19 protein-coding genes are annotated in these 18,847 nt (G+C 40.6%); all 19 read left to right on the top strand.

Going from position 1 to position 18,847, the window contains the following annotated elements:
* The first annotated feature begins 81 nt into the window (after positions 1-81).
* On the top strand, positions 82-225 hold the full coding sequence (locus PCY06_RS09445; protein ID WP_096754951.1) for a hypothetical protein: 144 nt from the start codon (positions 82-84) through the stop codon (positions 223-225).
* Between the two features lie 14 nt (positions 226-239).
* Positions 240-743, top strand: a complete 504-nt coding sequence (locus PCY06_RS09440) for a GNAT family N-acetyltransferase (protein ID WP_082307331.1) — start codon at positions 240-242, stop codon at positions 741-743.
* A gap of 9 nt (positions 744-752) precedes the next feature.
* Positions 753-1,259: a GNAT family N-acetyltransferase gene (locus tag PCY06_RS09435; RefSeq protein WP_045504628.1), complete on the top strand. Its 507-nt coding sequence runs from the start codon at positions 753-755 to the stop codon at positions 1,257-1,259.
* 9 nt (positions 1,260-1,268) lie between these two features.
* Positions 1,269-1,787, top strand: coding sequence for a GNAT family N-acetyltransferase (locus PCY06_RS09430; RefSeq protein ID WP_008809957.1), 519 nt, complete (start codon positions 1,269-1,271; stop codon positions 1,785-1,787).
* On the top strand, positions 1,784-2,383 hold the full coding sequence (nrdG, locus tag PCY06_RS09425; RefSeq protein ID WP_082307332.1) for an anaerobic ribonucleoside-triphosphate reductase activating protein: 600 nt from the start codon (positions 1,784-1,786) through the stop codon (positions 2,381-2,383). Before PCY06_RS09430 ends, nrdG begins: the two co-directional genes overlap by 4 nt.
* 295 nt (positions 2,384-2,678) lie before the next feature.
* Positions 2,679-4,139 (top strand): LCP family protein, encoded by a 1,461-nt coding sequence (locus tag PCY06_RS09420; protein WP_061596051.1) that lies wholly within the window; start codon positions 2,679-2,681, stop codon positions 4,137-4,139.
* Positions 4,140-4,142: 3 nt separating this feature from the next.
* Positions 4,143-4,874 (top strand): capsular polysaccharide biosynthesis protein Cps4B, encoded by a 732-nt coding sequence (gene cps4B / locus PCY06_RS09415; RefSeq protein WP_045773032.1) that lies wholly within the window; start codon positions 4,143-4,145, stop codon positions 4,872-4,874.
* A 30-nt stretch (positions 4,875-4,904) separates the two neighbouring features.
* Positions 4,905-5,597, top strand: coding sequence for a Wzz/FepE/Etk N-terminal domain-containing protein (locus tag PCY06_RS09410; RefSeq protein ID WP_045773031.1), 693 nt, complete (start codon positions 4,905-4,907; stop codon positions 5,595-5,597).
* Between the two features lie 12 nt (positions 5,598-5,609).
* A complete protein-coding gene (locus PCY06_RS09405; RefSeq protein ID WP_008809952.1) occupies positions 5,610-6,311 on the top strand; it encodes a tyrosine-protein kinase in 702 nt (233 codons plus the stop codon).
* Between the two features lie 19 nt (positions 6,312-6,330).
* Entirely contained in the window at positions 6,331-7,707 is a 1,377-nt protein-coding gene (locus PCY06_RS09400) for a sugar transferase (RefSeq protein ID WP_008809951.1), read from the top strand.
* 37 nt (positions 7,708-7,744) lie between these two features.
* A complete protein-coding gene (cps2T, locus tag PCY06_RS09395) occupies positions 7,745-8,917 on the top strand; it encodes a beta 1-4 rhamnosyltransferase Cps2T (protein ID WP_045504616.1) in 1,173 nt (390 codons plus the stop codon).
* A 3-nt stretch (positions 8,918-8,920) separates the two neighbouring features.
* Entirely contained in the window at positions 8,921-10,078 is a 1,158-nt protein-coding gene (locus PCY06_RS09390) for a glycosyltransferase family 4 protein (protein WP_045504614.1), read from the top strand.
* 2 nt (positions 10,079-10,080) lie between these two features.
* Positions 10,081-11,079: a Stealth CR1 domain-containing protein gene (locus PCY06_RS09385; RefSeq protein WP_061596052.1), complete on the top strand. Its 999-nt coding sequence runs from the start codon at positions 10,081-10,083 to the stop codon at positions 11,077-11,079.
* A gap of 34 nt (positions 11,080-11,113) precedes the next feature.
* Positions 11,114-12,079, top strand: coding sequence for a glycosyltransferase family 2 protein (locus PCY06_RS09380; RefSeq protein ID WP_045504610.1), 966 nt, complete (start codon positions 11,114-11,116; stop codon positions 12,077-12,079).
* Between the two features lie 38 nt (positions 12,080-12,117).
* Positions 12,118-13,278 (top strand): hypothetical protein, encoded by a 1,161-nt coding sequence (locus PCY06_RS09375; protein ID WP_045504608.1) that lies wholly within the window; start codon positions 12,118-12,120, stop codon positions 13,276-13,278.
* Positions 13,275-14,687, top strand: a complete 1,413-nt coding sequence (locus PCY06_RS09370; protein ID WP_045504606.1) for a flippase — start codon at positions 13,275-13,277, stop codon at positions 14,685-14,687. The genes PCY06_RS09375 and PCY06_RS09370 overlap by 4 nt, the downstream gene beginning before the upstream one ends.
* Positions 14,688-14,696: 9 nt before the next feature.
* Positions 14,697-15,800 (top strand): UDP-galactopyranose mutase, encoded by a 1,104-nt coding sequence (gene glf, locus PCY06_RS09365; protein ID WP_045504604.1) that lies wholly within the window; start codon positions 14,697-14,699, stop codon positions 15,798-15,800.
* 27 nt (positions 15,801-15,827) lie between these two features.
* Positions 15,828-16,883 carry a sugar transferase gene (locus tag PCY06_RS09360; protein WP_045504602.1) on the top strand — a complete coding sequence of 352 codons (1,056 nt, stop codon included), beginning with the start codon at positions 15,828-15,830 and terminating at the stop codon, positions 16,881-16,883.
* 214 nt (positions 16,884-17,097) lie between these two features.
* On the top strand, positions 17,098-18,847 hold a 1,750-nt coding region (locus tag PCY06_RS09355; RefSeq protein WP_301390522.1), incomplete at its 3' end, for a GBS Bsp-like repeat-containing protein.

Raw genomic sequence — 18,847 nt, 5'->3', positions numbered from 1 at the left:
TTGAAACTAAATAAGAAGCGGGAGTGATACAGAACATCCGTGTGATGTATCGCTCTTTTTCATTAATCATTAGGAGAAAAAATGGGAAAATATCAACTAGACGATAAAGGTAAGGCTCAAGTAAGACGTTTTCATGAAAAACATTCTACAGGAGCTAGCAATAAAAAGGCGCGGGTGACTAGCCTGCGGGAGCAATTTCTGGCAAAGGCTAGCAATAAGAAGTAAAGTATGGTAGAAAAATGGATGTAGAATTAAGGAAACCAAGACTAGAGGATAAGACCACTATTTTGGAAATGTTAGCAGATTTTGAAGCGACTGGTAGCCGGCATGACGGCTTCTTTGGCGGAGCTGATTTTGCCTACGAGGATTGGCTGGAAACCATTCAGCTGGCAGAAGCCGGGCTGGGTTTGCCAGAAGGTTTTGTACCATACATTCAGCTTGTGGCTTTTACTGCGGATGGTCAGGCTGTGGGCTTTCTTAATTTGCGTTTGCTACTCAATGACCATCTGCTCCAAGAAGGTGGGCACATTGGTTACAGTATTCGTCCGTCTGCGCGTGGCAAAGGACTGGCAAAAGAGCAACTGAGACAAGGCTTGCAAGTAGCCAAAAGTAAAAATATAAAACGGGCTCTAGTGACCTGCGATAGGGATAATGCTGCCAGCAGAGGTGTGATTCTTGCTAACGGTGGAGTATTAGAGGATATTCGAGGTGGGAAAGAGCGTTATTGGATTGATATTGATTGAGGAAAGCCTATGAAGTTACGACGACCAACTTTGGAAGATAAAGACGCTATTTTAGAGATGATTGCTGAATTTGATGCTGCGAATTCTTATATGCATGGTGGCATGGGCTCCGCTTGGAAGCGAGCAAAGGATTATGAGGATTGGTTAAAGATTGTAGAACAGCAGGAGGATGCGGCCAATTTGCCAGCAGGCTGGGTTCCCGCAATCAAATTTTTATCCTTTGATGAGACCGGCTTGCCTCTGGGTTTTTTAGCTCTGCGCTTGTCCTTAAATGACAAATTATTTGTGGAGGGTGGACATATTGGCTATTCTATCCGCCCCAGTCAACGCAGAAAGGGCTTGGCCAAGTTGCAACTAGAGTTAGGGCTGGCAGAGGCTAGAAAGCAAGGATTAGAACGAGTGCTGATTACCTGCGATGAAGACAACGAAGCCAGCCGACGCACGATTCTCTCTGCTGGCGGTGTTTACGAAAATACAATCGACAGAAGTCAGCGTTATTGGATTGATATAGATTGAGGAAAGCCTATGAAGTTACGACGACCAACTTTGGAAGATAAAGATGCGATTTTAGAGATGATTGCTGAATTTGATGCTGCGAATTCTTATATGCATGGTGGTGTGGGCTCCACTTGGAAGCGGGCCAAGGATTATGAGGATTGGTTAAAGATTGTAGAACAGCAGGAGGATGCTGAAAATCTGCCAGAAGGATGGGTACCAGCAATTCAGTTTATCTCGGTTGACGAGGAAAACCACCCACTGGGCTTCCTAGCATTGCGTCTCTTGTTAAATGAAAAACTCTTTGTTGAGGGTGGGCATATTGGCTATTCAATTCGGCCGGGGGAGCGAGGCAGGGGCTATGGGCAGGAGCAACTGCATCTGGGCCTTATAGAGGCGAAGAGAGCTGGTTTGGACTTTGCTCTGATTACCTGCGATGAAGAAAACGAAGCTAGCCGGCGAACGATTCTTGCTAATGGTGGCGTCTATGACAATACCATTCAAGGAAGCGAGCGCTACTGGATAGAGCTAGATGGAGAAGTGGCATGAACAATCCCAAACCCCAAGAATGGAAAAGCGAGGAGCTGAGTAAGGGGCGAATCATTGACTATAAGGCTTTTAACTTTGTGGATGGCGAAGGTGTCCGCAACTCCCTCTATGTCAGTGGCTGTATGTTTCACTGTGAGGGCTGCTATAATGCAGCAACCTGGTCCTTCAACGCTGGTATTCCCTATACCCAAGAGCTGGAGGAGCAAATCATGAAGGACTTGGCGGAACCCTATGTGCAGGGGCTGACCCTTCTAGGCGGCGAGCCTTTTCTCAACACAGGCATTCTCCTGCCCTTGGTCAAGCGGATTCGGAGAGAGCTTCCAGACAAGGATATCTGGTCCTGGACGGGCTATACTTGGGAGGAGATGATGCTGGAAACGGAGGATAAGCTGGAGTTGCTGAGTCTGATTGACATCCTAGTAGACGGCCGTTTTGACCTTACCAAGAAGAATCTTATGTTACAGTTTCGTGGCTCTTCCAATCAGCGCATTATAGATGTGCAGAAGTCCCTTCAGTCTGGACAAGTAGTCATCTGGGATAAGCTGAATGATGGGAAAGAACGTTTTGAACAAGTTGATCGGGATGGCCTCATCTGATCATGGTCAACTAGATCAAAGATGCCCTATGATATAATTTTAAAAATGGTTCCTGTTATAAGGGACCATTTTTTGTAAACAAACCCTTGAGACCTCTATAAAATACTCTATATTTATGCATTTTGATTTGTTTATGACGTATTTGCTTTCTTTTTCTTAAGTTAATCAAAGATGAAGAGAAAATGGTTTGGCTCTTTACTATGATTTCTTAAAAATTTCTTAAAAATAAGGCAGAATCTAAATATTTTTGTGATATAATAAGATGGAGTAATTATGTATAGGAAGTGTTTTTAGCATGTCTCGTAGAAAAAGCAATGGAACTACCGCTAAATCAAGACGTTTTAAAATCTTAAATGTTAGTTTATTCATCATCTATGTTTTATTAATCTCTGTCTTGATAGTTTATATATTCAAGTATAATATTTTAGCTTTTCGTTATTTGAATATTATTTCAACCTTTGTGATGATACTAGTAGCAGTTCTAGCTGCTCTTTTCATTTGGTTTAATAAGGCTCGGATTTTTACAACGGTATTGTTGGTTCTGTCCTTGCTGATTGGGTCAGTAACCATGTACGCTGTCAAGGAAATGGTGGACCTGTATACTGGTTTGAATTCCACCTCTAACTATTCTGAGTACGAAATGAGCGTTGTAGTAGCAGCAGATAGCGACATTAAAGATATAAAAAAAGTAACCAATGTTTTAGCTCCAACCAATAATGATGGTGAAAACATTGCGGCTTTAACAGATGAACTGGCTAAGACCAAGAAAGTCCAATTGACAGTGGACTCAGCGAGCTCTTATCTAGCGGCTTATAAGTCCCTGCTTGCTGGAGAGACAAAAGCTATTGTTATCAATAGTGTATTTGAGGATACCTTACGAAGCGAAGATCCTGACTATGCTTCCAAAGTTAAAAAGTTGTATTCTTACAAATTAACGAAAAAGGTTGAGACTGCAGCTAAGAAGCATGATGTTAACGCAGATGTCTTTAATATCTATGTCAGCGGGATTGATACCTATGGTGGCATCTCATCTGTCTCTCGTTCGGATGTGAACATCATTATGACAGTTAACCGTAAGACCAAGCGCGTGCTTTTGACAACTACACCGCGTGACGCCTATGTACCTATTGCGGATGGTGGTGCGGATCAGCCTGATAAACTGACCCATGCGGGTATTTATGGTATAGATGCTTCGGTTCATACTCTAGAGAAACTTTATGGTATCGATATTCAGTATTATGTACGTTTGAATTTCACTTCCTTCCTCAAATTGATTGACCTTTTGGGTGGTGTTGATGTGTATAACGATCAAGAATTCACAAGTCTTCATGGGAATTACCACTTCAAGGTTGGAAATGTTCATCTCAATTCTGAGCAAGCACTGGGCTTTGTCAGGGAACGGTATTCATTGACGGGTGGTGATAACGACCGCGGAAAGAATCAGGAAAAAGTCATCGCTGCTGTTATTAAAAAGCTGACCTCAACAGATGCTCTGAAGAATTACAATAGTATTATTTCAGGCTTACAAGATTCTGTTCAGACAAATATGAGCTTAGAAACCATGATGAATCTTGTGAATACCCAGTTGGAAACAGGTGGGAACTATACAGTTACGTCACAAGCTTTGACTGGAAATGGAAAAACTGGTCTGCCTTCATATGCTATGCCAGAAGCTGCCCTTTATATGCTGGAAGTTGATCCAGCTAGCCTGGCTCAAATGAAGTCTGAAATTCAGACTGTTATGGAAGGGAAGTAAGCCATGATTGATATTCATTCACATATCGTTTTTGAAGTTGATGATGGTCCAAAGACAATAGAAGATAGCAGGGCCTTGCTGGAGGAAAGCTACCGCCAAGGGGTGCGAACGATCATTTCAACTTCTCATCGTCGGAAAGGGATGTTTGAGACTCCAGAAGCAAAAATTGAAGAAAACTTCAAACAAGTCCAGGAACTGGCTAAAGAAATTGCGGATGATTTGACTGTTCTCTACGGGGCTGAAATATATTATACAAGTGATATTTTGGATAAGCTGGAGCAAGGAAAGATTCCACGCTTGGCAGATAGTCAGTATGCTTTAATTGAATTCAGTATGATCACGCCTTACAAGGAAATTCATACAGCTCTGAGCAACGTTTTACGCTTGGGCGTTACACCTGTCGTCGCTCATATTGAACGCTATCATTGCTTGGAAAATGATGAAAAGAAGGTGCGCGACTTGATTAATATGGGTTGTTACACCCAGATTAATAGTTCGAGTGTTTTAAAACCAAAGCTGTTTGGAGACACTTATAAATTCATGAAAAAAAGGGCCCAGTTCTTTCTGGAGAAAGATCTGGTTCATTTCGTGGCCAGTGATATGCACAATTTGGATCCACGACCGCCTTATATGCAAGAGGCCTACCAAATCATCTCCAAGAAGTATGGGGAATCTCATGCAGAGCAGTTGTTTAGAAAAAATCAGGAATTATTGCTAAGAAGTGAATACATATAGGCTTCGCTCTTAGTATAGAGGAAAAGGAACATGAATAAAGAAAATCAACTAGTCGAAATTGACGTACTGTCTCTAATCAAGACGGTATGGAAAAGAAAGTTTATCATTCTGTTGATAGCGTTAGTGGCAGCTGTCTTAGCTTTGGGTTACAGCCTTTTTATTGCTAAGCCCTCTTATCAAAGTACGACACGGATTTACGTTGTCAACCGTCAGCAGACAGATAATAACACTCTGACCAACCAAGACCTACAAGCAGGATCTTACTTGGTTAAGGACTATAAGGAAATCATTTTATCACAGGATGTATTGTCTACGGTTATTTCAGAATTAAAATTACCTGGGACAACAGCTGAATTAAGCAAGTCTGTAAGTGTTTCGGTGCCTACAGATACGCGGATTGTGTCCATTACTGTCAAAAATAGTGATCCTAACCAAGCTAGCCGAATCGCCAACACCTTGCGCGAAGTGGCAGCTGAAAAAATCATTGCTGTTACCAAGGTTTCAGATGTAACAACCTTAGAAGAGGCAGAAGTTCCAAAATCACCCTCTTCTCCAAATATTCGCCGGAATGTCATCCTAGGCTTCTTGGCAGGAGCCATGGTGATGATTGTTATTGTCTTGATTGTAGAGATTTTAGATGATCGAGTGAAAAAGCCAGAAGACATCGAAGATGTGATGGGAGCTACACTACTAGGTGTTATTCCAAACCTAAAGAAATTGTAAGAAAGGGACCTCATGGCAACGTTAGAAATTATTAAAAATAAATTGGCGGAGATGCATCAGGCGGAAGAATACTTTAATGCATTGAGTACAAATATCCAGTTGAGTGGTTCTGATATTAAGGTTGTAGCGGTTTCTTCTGTTCAGCCAAATGAAGGAAAGTCAACTATTTCCATCAACTTAAGCTTGGCCTTCGCGCGGGCAGGTTATCGAACACTCTTGATTGATGCTGATATTCGAAACTCCGTTATGACAGGGGTTTTCAAGAGCCAAAGAAAAGTAGAAGGTTTGACAGAGGTCTTGTCTGGTAATGCTGATATTAGCCGAGCTTTGGCGGACACTGATTATCCAAACCTAGATGTTTTCTTGTCAGGACAGGTATCTCCAAACCCAACAGGGCTCTTACAAGGGAAAAATTTTGAAGTCATTATGGGTGTATTGAGAGAACATTATGATTATATTGTTGTCGATACACCACCAATCGGGATGGTTATTGATGCAGCGATTATTGCTCAGCGTTGTGACGGCAGCTTCTTAGTATCAGCTTCAGGCGCAGTTAGTCGCAAAGCTGTACAAAAAGCTAAAGAGCAGTTGGAACAAACAGGAACTCCATTCCTTGGAGTTGTTCTAAATAAATTCGATGTTAAATCAGAAAAATATGGTTCCTATGGAAATTATGGTAATTACGGGAACTATGGTAATTATGGAAAAAAATAGATCATAAGGAAGGTTACTAATGGGAGAGGAGAGAAGAGAATTTGAAAATTTCAAAATTGTTATTTTTCAAAGTCTAGCCGTTTTATTTTCAGCTTATATAGTTAGTCTTTTCAAAGAAGCAGAATATACTTCTCAGACCATTGCTATTTTATATCTTCTGCATTTCATTGTTTTTTATATCAGTAATTTCTCTTTTAAATTTTACACAAGGGGTTATTTAGAAGAATTACTGCAGACTATAAAATATAACCTGGTATTTTCAATTGCAATTACCTTTACTTCTTTTATGTTGAAGGAACCTTTTTCTATCTCAAGAAGAGGAATGGTCTACTTCTTTTTGATAAATTCACTAGCTATTTATCTGATGGACTCTATCATCAAAAAATATAAACAGTCCATTTACTCAAGATTTAAAAATCGGAAAAAATTGTTTTTGATTACAGCAACCAGTCGATTGGAAAAGGCTTATGAACGTCTAACTTCATCTAAATACTCTACCCGGGAATTGGTAGGCGTGACCATTATGGATGATACGACATTTAGCCAAGCCCAGGTGGCCATCGTTGCTCCTCAAGATATGGTAGACTTTGTAACACAAGAGGTTGTCGATGAGGTCTTCATTAATCTGCCGAGTGAAGATTATGATATCGGAGATTTAGTTTCTCGTTTTGAAAGTATGGGAATAGATGTTTCGGTCAATCTAAATGCATTCGACTTTTTATCTCTAGGTGAAAAGCGGATTCAAGAAGTTGCTGGAATGAGTGTGGTAACATTTTCGACAAACTTTTATAAGCAAACCCATGTTATAGCTAAACGGTGCTTGGATATTGTTGGTGCCCTGTTTGGTCTTTTGGTTTGTGGTTTGGTTAGTATCGTTCTAGTCCCAATCATTCGTAAGGATGGAGGCCCAGCCTTCTTTGTTCAAAAACGAGTTGGGAAAAATGGCCGTTTCTTTAAATTCTATAAGTTCCGTTCTATGAGAGTGGATGCCGAGGAAATAAAAAAAGAATTAATGGAACATAACACCATGACTGGCGGTATGTTCAAGATGGATAATGATCCTCGAGTAACACCGATTGGACGTTTTATCAGAAAGACGAGTTTGGACGAGCTCCCTCAATTTTATAATGTTTTGATTGGAGATATGAGCTTAGTCGGTACTCGTCCGCCTACTGTAGATGAATATCGAAACTATACGCCTGAGCAAAAAAGACGTTTGAGCTTCAAGCCTGGGATTACAGGTCTTTGGCAGGTCAGTGGTCGTAGCGCTATCACAGATTTTGATGAGGTTGTAAAGCTGGACCTTGCTTATATGGACGGTTGGACCATTTGGCGGGACATTAAGATTTTGCTCAAAACCATAAAAGTTGTATTTAGGAAGGAAGGTGCTAAGTAGAAGCGCCTTCCTCTGATTATATATATTTGAGGAATAAATGAAGAAAGCTGTATATATTATAGGTTCAAAAGGAATCCCAGCCAAGTATGGTGGCTTTGAAACCTTTGTTGAAAAGTTGACGGCTTGTCAGCAAAGTCAGCATATCCAGTATTATGTCGCCTGTATGCGGGAAAATTCAGCAAAGTCAGGCATTGCAGAGGATGTATTTGAGCACAATGGTGCTATTTGTTATAATGTGGATGTGCCAAACATTGGACCAGCTAGGGCGATTTTTTATGATATAGCTGCGCTCAATCGAGCGATTGAAATGGCTAAAGAACAAAAAGACAAGGAGCCGATTTTCTATGTATTGGCTTGTCGAATCGGCCCTTTCATAGCAGGGATTAAAAAGAAAATCAAGGCTATTGGTGGCACCCTCATAGTCAACCCGGATGGCCATGAATGGCTACGTGCTAAATGGAGCCTTCCGGTTCGTAAGTACTGGAAATTTTCTGAGCAACTGATGGTCAAGCATGCGGATCTTTTGGTATGTGACAGCAAAAATATTGAATCCTATATCCAAAAGGATTATGCCAAGTATCAGCCCAAAACGACCTATATTGCTTATGGGACAGATACCAGTAAGTCCGTCTTACGCCAGGAGGATGAGAAGGTTCGGACCTGGTTTAATGAAAAGCAAGTTTCAGAAGGCAATTACTACCTAGTGGTTGGACGATTCGTTCCAGAGAATAACTATGAAGCTATGATTCGTGGTTTTATGCAGTCTAGCTCCCAGAAAGATTTCGTCCTCATCACAAATGTGGAGCAGAATAAATTTTACGACCAGTTGTTACGGGATACTGGTTTTGACAAAGATCCTAGGGTCAAATTTGTCGGTACTGTCTATGACCAAGAGTTGCTTAAGTACATCCGTGAAAATACCTTTGCCTATTTCCATGGGCATGAGGTTGGAGGGACCAACCCTTCTCTACTGGAAGCTCTAGCATCTACAAAACTGAATTTGTTGCTAGATGTTGGTTTTAACCGTGAGGTTGGTGAAGACGGGGCTATTTATTGGAAAAAAGATGAGTTGGCACGCGTCATTGAGGAAGTAGAGGGATTTGATCAGGTAGTGATAGCTGACTTGGATTTCAAGTCAAGCCAAAGAATTATCTCAGCTTTCACATGGGAAAAGATTGTGTCAGATTATGAAGAAGTGTTTAAAGGGTAAAGAATGAAACGGATTTTATACTTGCATGCTGGTGCAGAAATGTATGGAGCAGATAAGGTTTTACTGGAATTGATCAAAGGATTAGATCGCCAAGAATTTGAAGCTCACGTCATCCTACCAAATGATGGTGTTTTAGTCGAGGCCTTGCGTCAAGTTGGAGCTCAGGTTAGCGTGCTGGATTATCCGATTTTACGAAGGAAGTATTTTAATCCCAAAGGCATTGCCGACTATATTCGCTCTTATATTTTCTATGCTAAGCAAATCGCCCTCTATGCTCGAGAACACAGTATAGAAATGGTTCACAATAATACAGCGGCTGTTTTGGAGGGCATCTATTTGAAACGCAAGCTCAAGCTGCCTTTGATTTGGCATGTTCATGAGATTATCGTCAAACCCAAAGCTATTTCTGACTTTATCAATATGCTCATGGGACGATATGCAGACAAGATTGTGACGGTGTCCCAAGCGGTCGCTAATCATATCAAGCAGTCTCCCTTTATCAAAGATAGCCAAGTGGAAGTGATTTACAACGGTGTTGATAATGCTGTCTATTATCCAATGGATGCGTCTTCTATTCGTGAAAAATTTGACATTGCGCAAGATGCACTTGTGATTGGCATGATTGGTCGGGTCAATGCTATCAAAGGACAAAATGATTTCATAGAAGCAGTCGAGCCACTTTTGGAAAAGAATGAGCAAGCGGTAGCTTTCCTAGCTGGAGGTGTTTTTCCTGGTGAAGAATGGCGCTTAGAAGAACTAGATAAGAGAATAGCTTCTTCATCTGTTGTGTCACAAATTCATCGTATTGATTACTACGATAAGACTTCTGAACTTTATAATATGTTTGATATCTTTGTCTTACCAAGTATAAAACCTGATTCCCTACCTACAGTAGTCCTAGAAGCCATGGCTTGTTCAAAACCAGTTGTTGGTTATAACAATGGGGGAATAGCTGAAATGGTAGTAGATGACAAAAGTGGTTGCTTAGTCAAACCAAATCGTCCTCAAGAACTTTCTAATGCCATTTCTCTCTTACTAGATAGTTCTGAAAAAAGAGAAAAATTTGGGCGAGTAGGATATCAGAGACAAAAAGAGCTGTTTTCTTTGGAGAGTTACATCAAGAACTTTTCGGAGTTATATAAAACAGATAGAAAAGATTAGTTATGAATAAAATAGATTTTGTTGTGACTTGGGTTGATGGGAATGATCCTGTGTGGCAAGAAAAAAAATCAAGCTATGATGGCTCGGTTAATACTTCTAAACAGAGTATGAATTCAGTCAAGGCTTACCGAGAATGGGGGACCTTTAAATATTGGTTTAGAGGAGTTGAAAAATTTGCTCCTTGGGTCAATAAGATCTACCTCGTGACCGACCAGCAAAAGCCAAGCTGGTTAGATATAAATAGTGAAAAATTGGTGTTGGTAGATCATACAGAGATTATCTGTAATGACTACCTACCAGTTTTTTCTGCCAATCCTATCGAAAGTAACATCCATCGAATCCCTGGTCTCTCAGAGCATTTTGTTTTTTTTAATGACGATATGTATTTGACAGCTCCAGTCGAGCCGACAGATTTTTTCTCAGAGGATGGTTTACCCAAATATAATACGGCTCTTTCACCGATTATTCCTGAGCGATATGGAACGGGGAATTTTCAGATAAATGACATGGAGATTGTCACTAGCTATTTCAGTCGAAATGAAATTTTGAAGAATGGCCAATTCTTTGATCCAAAGCAGGGATTAAAAAGTATCGTTAAGTCGCTACTATACAGAAATAGTCAGTTTATCTGTGGTTTCTGGGAGAGTCATCTGCCCTATCCTCTACTAAGATCAACGATGAACTTGGTATGGGAAAAGGAAAAAGCTGTCTTGGAGAGAACCTCGGCTAGTCGCTTTAGAAATCCTTCTGATACCAATGTTTGGCTCTTTAAGTATTGGCAGATTGCCAGTGGTCAATACGCTGTCGGAAATCCTAAGTTGGGGGGACTCTTTTCTTTGGATAATGCCGGACCAGATTTTTGGAAGATACTAAATTCTGGTAAATACCAAATTATGTGTATCAATGATGGATTTAACATTCAAGACGAGGAGCAGGTGATGACAGACTTTATCAAGGCTATGGATCAACTGCTTCCAGATAGAAGCTCATTTGAGATTTAAACTGTAAAACTAAGTAAGAGAAAGAAAAGAAAATATGATTTCGGTAATTGTGCCTGTTTATAATGTGGAGGACTACCTTCATTATGCCATGGAGAGTTTGGAACATCAGACTTACAAGGATATGGAAGTCCTCTTGATTGATGACGGCTCGAGTGATGGCTCAGGACACTTGTGTGACCAGTATGCCCAGCAATATGATTGGGTGACTAGCTACCATAAGGTCAACGGTGGCTTGTCTGATGCTCGGAACTATGGGGTCTTGAAAGCCAAGGGCGACTGGATTACTTTCCTAGATCCAGACGACTATCTGGAACCCTGCGCCTTGGAACTGCTAGCAGAGCTACAAAGTCGTACCCAAGCAGATATGGTGAGTGGCAAAGTAGAGCCAACAGCTCACTATCATCGTTTTCAAAATTTTCACTTGGATCAGCTTGATTTAGACCAAGTTAAGGTCTATGACAAGGCAAAGGCTCTGACTGAGATGCTTTATGGAGACCTTGTCACGGTCTCTGCTTGTGGGAAACTCTATCGGAAAGAACTTCTTGAGAAAGCTCCCTTCCCCAAGGGGCGCATCTACGAAGACCTCTATGTTATCAGTGAGCATCTCAACCAAGCCCAATCCGTGGCCTTGTACCATCTTCCGATTTACCATTATTACCATAGACCTGGTAGCATTACTGCCTCGGCTTTCACGCCAAAACAATACGAGTTTTACGAAGCAATTGATCATTTAAAAGAGGTTGTGAATGCAACCTATCCTGAGAGTTCAGAACTCCAAGAAGCCATCATTTCACGCTTCTTTACAGGAAGTCTTCTTATCTTTACGATGATTAAGGATGGGGATTCGGTAGAATTCAAGAGACTTCAGGAGAAAACCAGGCCTTATTTGCCACTTGTTTTGAAGAATTCTAGAGTTAGCAAGAAACGTAGGATCCTCTATGTTTTAATTACTAAGTATCCGCGGCTCTATTATCAATTTAAAAAGTTAAAAAAATCCTAAGTAAGAGTTAGGGATGAAAGAAGAAAAGGAAAAAGAAAATGTTAAAGTTAGAACGTGATAAATTGCTAATTGCAGCAGTTTTAATAGTGGTTGTCTCCATAGATATGATCAATACGTCTATGTTAGCTCCTGTTTTACCTAATATTCCTAATGTAGTTCCTTTTTTTGCGGTCCTGTTACTTGCTATGCGATTTGCTTATATTCATCACTACTCTATAAGCTATCTCATCTTTGCACCAATTCTTCTTTTTGCCGGGGGGATGGTTTACTATAAGACTGGGAATCTTAATGCATTGATGTATATGTTTCTGCTTGTCTTTCTTTACAAGGCTGAGATGGAAAGTGTACTTAAAATATACTCTGTTGTAGCCTTGTTTTTTCTTGTATTGATAGTGCTCTTGGCCGTGATTGGTGCTATTCCAAACTTGCAATTTGTCCAATCACGATCTGCGGGAGTCGTTGTTCGAAATTCATTTGGCTTTATTTATCCAACTGATTTTGCTTCTCACTGTTTTTATCTATATACAGCTATATCGTATATCTTTAGAAAGAAATTCATTGTTTTACGGACTGCCTTAGGATTTGGTCTGGCTTATTTCATTATTCGATATTGCGATGCGAGGCTTAATGCCGCTTCTATTACTGTAATGGCGCTCATCTTTCTGTACTTTTATTTCCGAAATGATAAACAGCGACGGCTTTTTGCTTTACTTCCTTTATCGGCTGGTATAGCGTCTTCAGTAATGATTTATCTCTCTTCTAAATTTACCTGGTCTCATCCAATGTATGTGGCTCTAAACAATTTTTTTAGTATGAGATTACACCTAGGACATGAGGCACTAAAAAAATATGCAGTGCAGTGGTTTGGGACTCGGGGCATATCATTTGTCGGTTATGGGGGGCGTACAGAATCCGTTTTGAGCTACGACTATGTAGACTCTTCCTACGTTCAGATGCTCTTTACCTATGGGATGATTCCAGTTCTCTTATTGGTCGTGTTATACATAGTTAGGTCTTGGTCACTTTATCGCAAAAAGAATTATTTGCTATTGACGGCCTTATCCTTAATAGCAGTCAACTGTATGTTTGAGGCCTTCTGGGTTCGCCCGTCTTATAATATTTTTATGTTTACTCTGTTTGCAACCTTGCCAGTTATTGAATTTGAATCGAAGAAATCTACAACGAGGAACTCCTTGTGAAAGTATTAAAAAATTATTTATATAATCTTTCTTATCAGCTGTTAGTAATCGTTTTACCAGTCATTACTACACCCTATATTACTCGGGTTTTCTCATCCAATGACTTAGGTTCCTATGGGTACTACAACTCAATAGTAACTTACTTTATACTCTTAGCGACACTTGGGGTGGCCAATTATGGGACCAAGGAGATTTCAGGACATCGAAACAATGTTCAGAAAACCTTCTGGGGTATCTATAGTTTACAGGTTTTAGCAACCTGTTTGGCCATTGTTCTCTATGTTATTGTGTGCTTCCTTATTCCATCTATGAATAATCTGATTGCCTATATTTTAGGATTCAGTTTGTTGTCTAGAGGGCTAGATATTTCCTGGCTCTTTCAGGGGATGGAAGATTTTAAAAAGATTACTGTTCGAAATACAATGGTTAAACTTCTGGGTGTTGCTTCTATCTTTCTGTTTGTAAAGAAACCATCCGACTTATATCTGTATATCATTCTTCTGGTTGGCTATGATTTGCTGGGACAGCTAAGTATGTGGCTCCCTGCTCGCGAACACATTGGAAAACCTCACTTAGATTTAGTTTATGCTAAACAACATATCAAACCAGTGGTTCTCCTGTTTTTACCGCAGATTGCCATTTCGCTCTACATCACACTAGATCGGACTATGTTAGGTGCCTTGTCTTCGACAAAGGATGTTGGGATTTATGATCAAGCCTTGAAATTATTGAATATTTTATTGACCTTGGTAACGTCACTTGGTAGTGTTATGTTGCCTCGGGTCTCCAATCTTCTTTCATCAGGTAATCAAAAGGCTGTTAACAAGTTACATGAAATGTCTTTCTTAGTGTATAACTTGGTCATCTTCCCGATGATTGCGGGGATTTTGATTGTTAACAAAGATTTTGTCAATTTTTTCTTGGGACAAGATTTCCAAGATGCTCGCTATGCGATTGCTATTATGGTCTTTAGAATGTTCTTTATTGGCTGGACAAATATCATGGGAATTCAAATATTGATTCCTCACAATAAGAATCGTGAATTTATGCTATCAACAACTATTCCAGCTATTTTCAGTGTGGGTTTGAATATACTCTTAATCCCGCCTTTGGGTTATATTGGAGCTTCGATTGTGTCTGTTGCGACAGAAGGTTTAGTGTGGGTAATTCAACTCTACTTTACACGTTCTTATCTAAAAGAGGTTAAGATCCTTCCATCTATGCTAAAAATATTTTTAGCTGCTCTCTTGATGTATGGCGCCTTGTATTCTGTACAAGCTTTTATCAATTTCTCATCCGTTGTGAATGTCTTGATCTATGCTGTGCTTGGCTTCTTTGTGTATGGTGGCTTAGTTTTAGTCTTATGTGTCTTGGATTTTCAAGAACTAAAAAGTGTTTTAAAGAAATAAGGAGATTTTATGTACGATTATTTGATTGTCGGTGCTGGCTTGTCAGGTGCGATCTTTGCCTACGAAGCTAACAAACGTGGCAAGAAGGTGAAGGTGATTGATAAACGTGACCACATCGGTGGAAATATCTACTGTGAAAATGTTGAGGGCATCAATGTCCACAAGTATGGGGCTCATATCTTCCATACATCCAATAAAAAGGTCTGGGACTATGTCAATCAGTTTGCAGAGTTTAACAATTACATCAATTCACCAATTGCAAACTATCAGGGGCATCTCTATAATCTGCCTTTCAATATGAACACTTTCTATGCTTTGTGGGGGACAAAGACACCTCAAGAAGTCAAGGACAAGATTGCTGAGCAGACGACACACATGCAAGATGTTGAGCCTAAAAACTTAGAGGAACAAGCCATTAAGTTGATTGGTACGGATGTTTATGAAAAGCTAATCAAGGGCTACACCGAAAAGCAATGGGGGCGTTCTGCTACTGAACTACCACCCTTTATCATCAAGCGTTTACCTGTTCGATTGACCTATGATAACAATTATTTCAATGACCGTTACCAAGGAATTCCGATTGGTGGTTACAATGTCATCATCGAAAAGTTGTTGGAAGGAATCGAAGTGGAGCTCAATACAGATTTCTTTGCAGATCGTGAGAACATGGAGGCTTCAGCAACTAAGATTGTCTTCACAGGGATGATTGATCAGTTCTTTGACTATCAGTTTGGTGAACTAGAGTATCGTAGTCTCCGTTTTGAGCATGAGATTCTGGACCAAGAAAATTATCAAGGAAATGCTGTAGTCAACTATACTGAGCGAGATATTCCCTATACGCGTATCATCGAACACAAACATTTTGAGTTTGGGACTCAGGACAAGACGGTTATTACTCGAGAATATCCAGCAGATTGGAAAAGAGGAGATGAACCTTACTATCCAATCAATGATGCCAAAAACAATGCAATCTATGAGCAGTATCTAGCAGAAGCTGAGAGAAATGGACGCGTTATCTTCTGTGGCCGCTTGGCAGATTACAAATACTATGATATGCATGTAACTGTTGAACGTGCATTAGATGTGGTAGAAGAAGAACTAGGGAGTATCTAAGAACATCACAGATAAAGGGGAGAAAAGGTGAAATATTATCTGAAGGATTCATTTCTGCATAATGAACACGAAAAGAATGCAGGGAGTAAGGCACGAAATGACGTGGAAGCTATTCTAATCTCAGAGGGTTATGAAGGATTGGAACTCAAGGTTGAGAATTGGTATAAGATGAATTTCTTTAAAGCTCAGCAACACAAATATCGTGCGACCAAGTCTGTGTTTGATCAGTTGGGAGCTGGAGATGAATTGGTCATTCAGTTCCCGATTATCCACCATACATTTTTCATTTCAAGGCTAATCAAGCAGGCGCAAAAAAGAGGAGCAAAATTCTATCTCCTCATCCACGACGTTGAAACCTTACGCCATGCAGCAGGTTCGGAAGTAAAATTTCGTCATAAAGTGCGCAATTACTTCCAAGAAAAGAAAGCTTTGATGTCGGTAGATGGTATTATCGTTCATAACGATATCATGAAGAAAGTTCTGGTAAGTCAAGGAGTGCCCGCAGATAAAATGGTTAGCTTGGAGATTTTTGACTATCTGATTCCAAACTTTGAGGAAAAAACAGCTCCTCAAAAAGACCAGCCTATTATCGTAGCTGGGAATTTGAATCCTACAAAATCAGGCTATCTCTATAACTTACCAGAACAACCAGCCTATAACTTGTATGGGGTGGGTTACGATGAAAGTCGTGCGTTGAAAAACACTAGCTACTTTGGTTCCTTTATGCCGGATAATCTCCCAACTGCTCTTGAAGGTAGTTTTGGTTTGGTCTGGGACGGAGACAGCTCAGAAACCTGCCAGGGTTCTTACGGAAACTACCTACGTTTTAACAATTCACATAAGGCTTCTCTTTATTTGGCTTCGGGCTTTCCTGTCGTAGTTTGGAAAGAGTCGGCGTTGGCTCATTTCATATTAGAGAAGAGTTGTGGTATAGCGGTGGCTTCTCTGCATGATTTAGAAGCAGCTTTGGAAAATCTAACTGAAAAAGAGTATGCAGACTTGTCAGAAAATGCCAGGAGAATTGGAAAGGACTTAAGGGAAGGTTATTACCTAAGGTCTGCCTTAAAAAAGTTGAATGATTAATTTTTGTATTAAAGATATGCATTACAAAGATCCTATGAAGAAAGGGATTGCTGAGATGTAATTTTTGTAGAAATAGAGTCATTAGAGTCCGCGATTAGTGGGCTTTTTTTGATTATAGAAACCTTAGGTGAATTGTTAGTAATTTCCCTTTTCAGCTCAAGTTTCTTGTGCTACAATGGAGGTATACTGAAATTCGTGTTAAAGAGGGAGTTACATGAAAAAGAAGGATTTTATTTATTATGCTAGTGCAGCATTGCTACTAGCTGTTTCAGTTCGGCCTGCCTATGCAGATGAACAAGAGTCCGCTGTACAGCCTATCCAGGTAAAAGCTGAACAGGCTCAAGATACAGTGGCAAAGACAGCTTCAGACGCTTCAGAAAAGGTCGAGTCAAAGGGAGAGGCCAGAACAGATCGTCAGGAAGAGCAAGAAAACTCACAAGCTGAACAAAATACTGAAAGTAGTCAGTCAGTACCAGCTTCTCTTCCAAAACAGTCGCAAACTAAGGTTGAGAACCAGTCGGCTAGTATTGAGGAAACTGCCCAAAGAGAAGAAGCTAGCAAGGTTGATGAGGTCGCATCGAAAAAGGGAGCTGTTGGGAACACAACCTTCTATAGCGCTGGACATGCTGGGCCGGCTAGTCGTTCAAGTGATGTGGCTGTTCAACCTAAAACATTTGTCGATGTCAGCAGTCATAACGGAAGCATAAGCGTCAATGACTATCGCACTCTTGCCAACAAGGGAGTTGGTGGGGTTGTCGTGAAACTGACAGAAGGCACCACCTATAGGAACCCTTACGCAGGAGAACAAGCTCGCAATGCCCAGTCGGCTGGTTTGCAAGTGTCTGCCTATGCTTTTTCACATTATACTAGTGAAGAGCAGGCAAGAGCAGAAGCTCGCCACTTTATCTCAGAAGCTAGAAATCTTAATCTTCCAAAGAATACGGTCATGGTTAATGACATGGAAGATGCCAAAATGAAGGATAACATCAACCGTAATACCCTTGCATGGGCTGATGAAATGCGTAAGAACGGCTATACAAATCTTATGTATTATACCAGTGCTAGCTGGATTGATGAAAATAATCTAAGAGGGAAAGGACCTGTCAAGACAGCCCAGTTTGGTTTGGAAAATTTCTGGGTCGCTCAATACCCAACAGCTAAACTTTCAGCTAACGATGCGAAGACTCTCCGCTATAATGGGCGGGCAGGGGCTTGGCAGTTTACCTCCCAGGCTGAATTGTTGCCAGGTAAGCATGTTTTTGACCATAGTGTAGACTACACTGGCCGTTTCACTTCTCAAGCTAAACCAGTGCCAGAAGTAGCCAAAGGACCTCTGAGCGGGAAGATTAGCATTGAAAATAACGATTCTCTTGCAGGTCGTTTTGATGTTGTCATTTCAAATGTCTTGGCTCCTCAAGGTGTAGCCAGTGTTTCTGTACCAGTTTGGTCGGATGATAAAGGCCAGGATGATTTGATTTGGCATCATGCCACGCGTCAGCAAGATGGTCGCTATCGCGTAACGGTGAAAGCTAGTGACCATAATAATTCTACAGGTAAGTATCACGTTCATCTCTACTATACTCAACTAAATGGTGAGCAGATAGGAGTAACTGCAACAACTACTGAAGTTTCTATTGGAAAGACAGTAAATAAGGGGAAACCTAGTGGAAGAGTCACGATTGAAAATAATAACTCTACCACAGGCACTTTTGATGCGGTTATTCGCGATGTCGTTTCTCCAAATGGACTTAAGGAAGTACTAGTTCCAACCTGGTCAGAAGTCAATGGTCAGGATGACCTAGTTTGGCACAAGGCAGTGAAGCAGGCAGACGGTAGTTACCGAGCCACCATCAAGTCGAGCGAGCACAAGAATAGTCAAGGCAAGTACCAAGTGCATGTCCATTATATTGATGGCTCGGGCCAGCGTAGATATGTGACTGAGACGGTGACGGAGGTTCATCAGT

This window comes from Streptococcus sp. SG1 (assembly GCF_030439935.1).
Taxonomy (GTDB): domain Bacteria; phylum Bacillota; class Bacilli; order Lactobacillales; family Streptococcaceae; genus Streptococcus; species Streptococcus gordonii.
The sequence above is the reverse complement of the archived record's forward strand: the minus strand, read 5'-3'. Positions and strand labels throughout refer to the sequence as shown.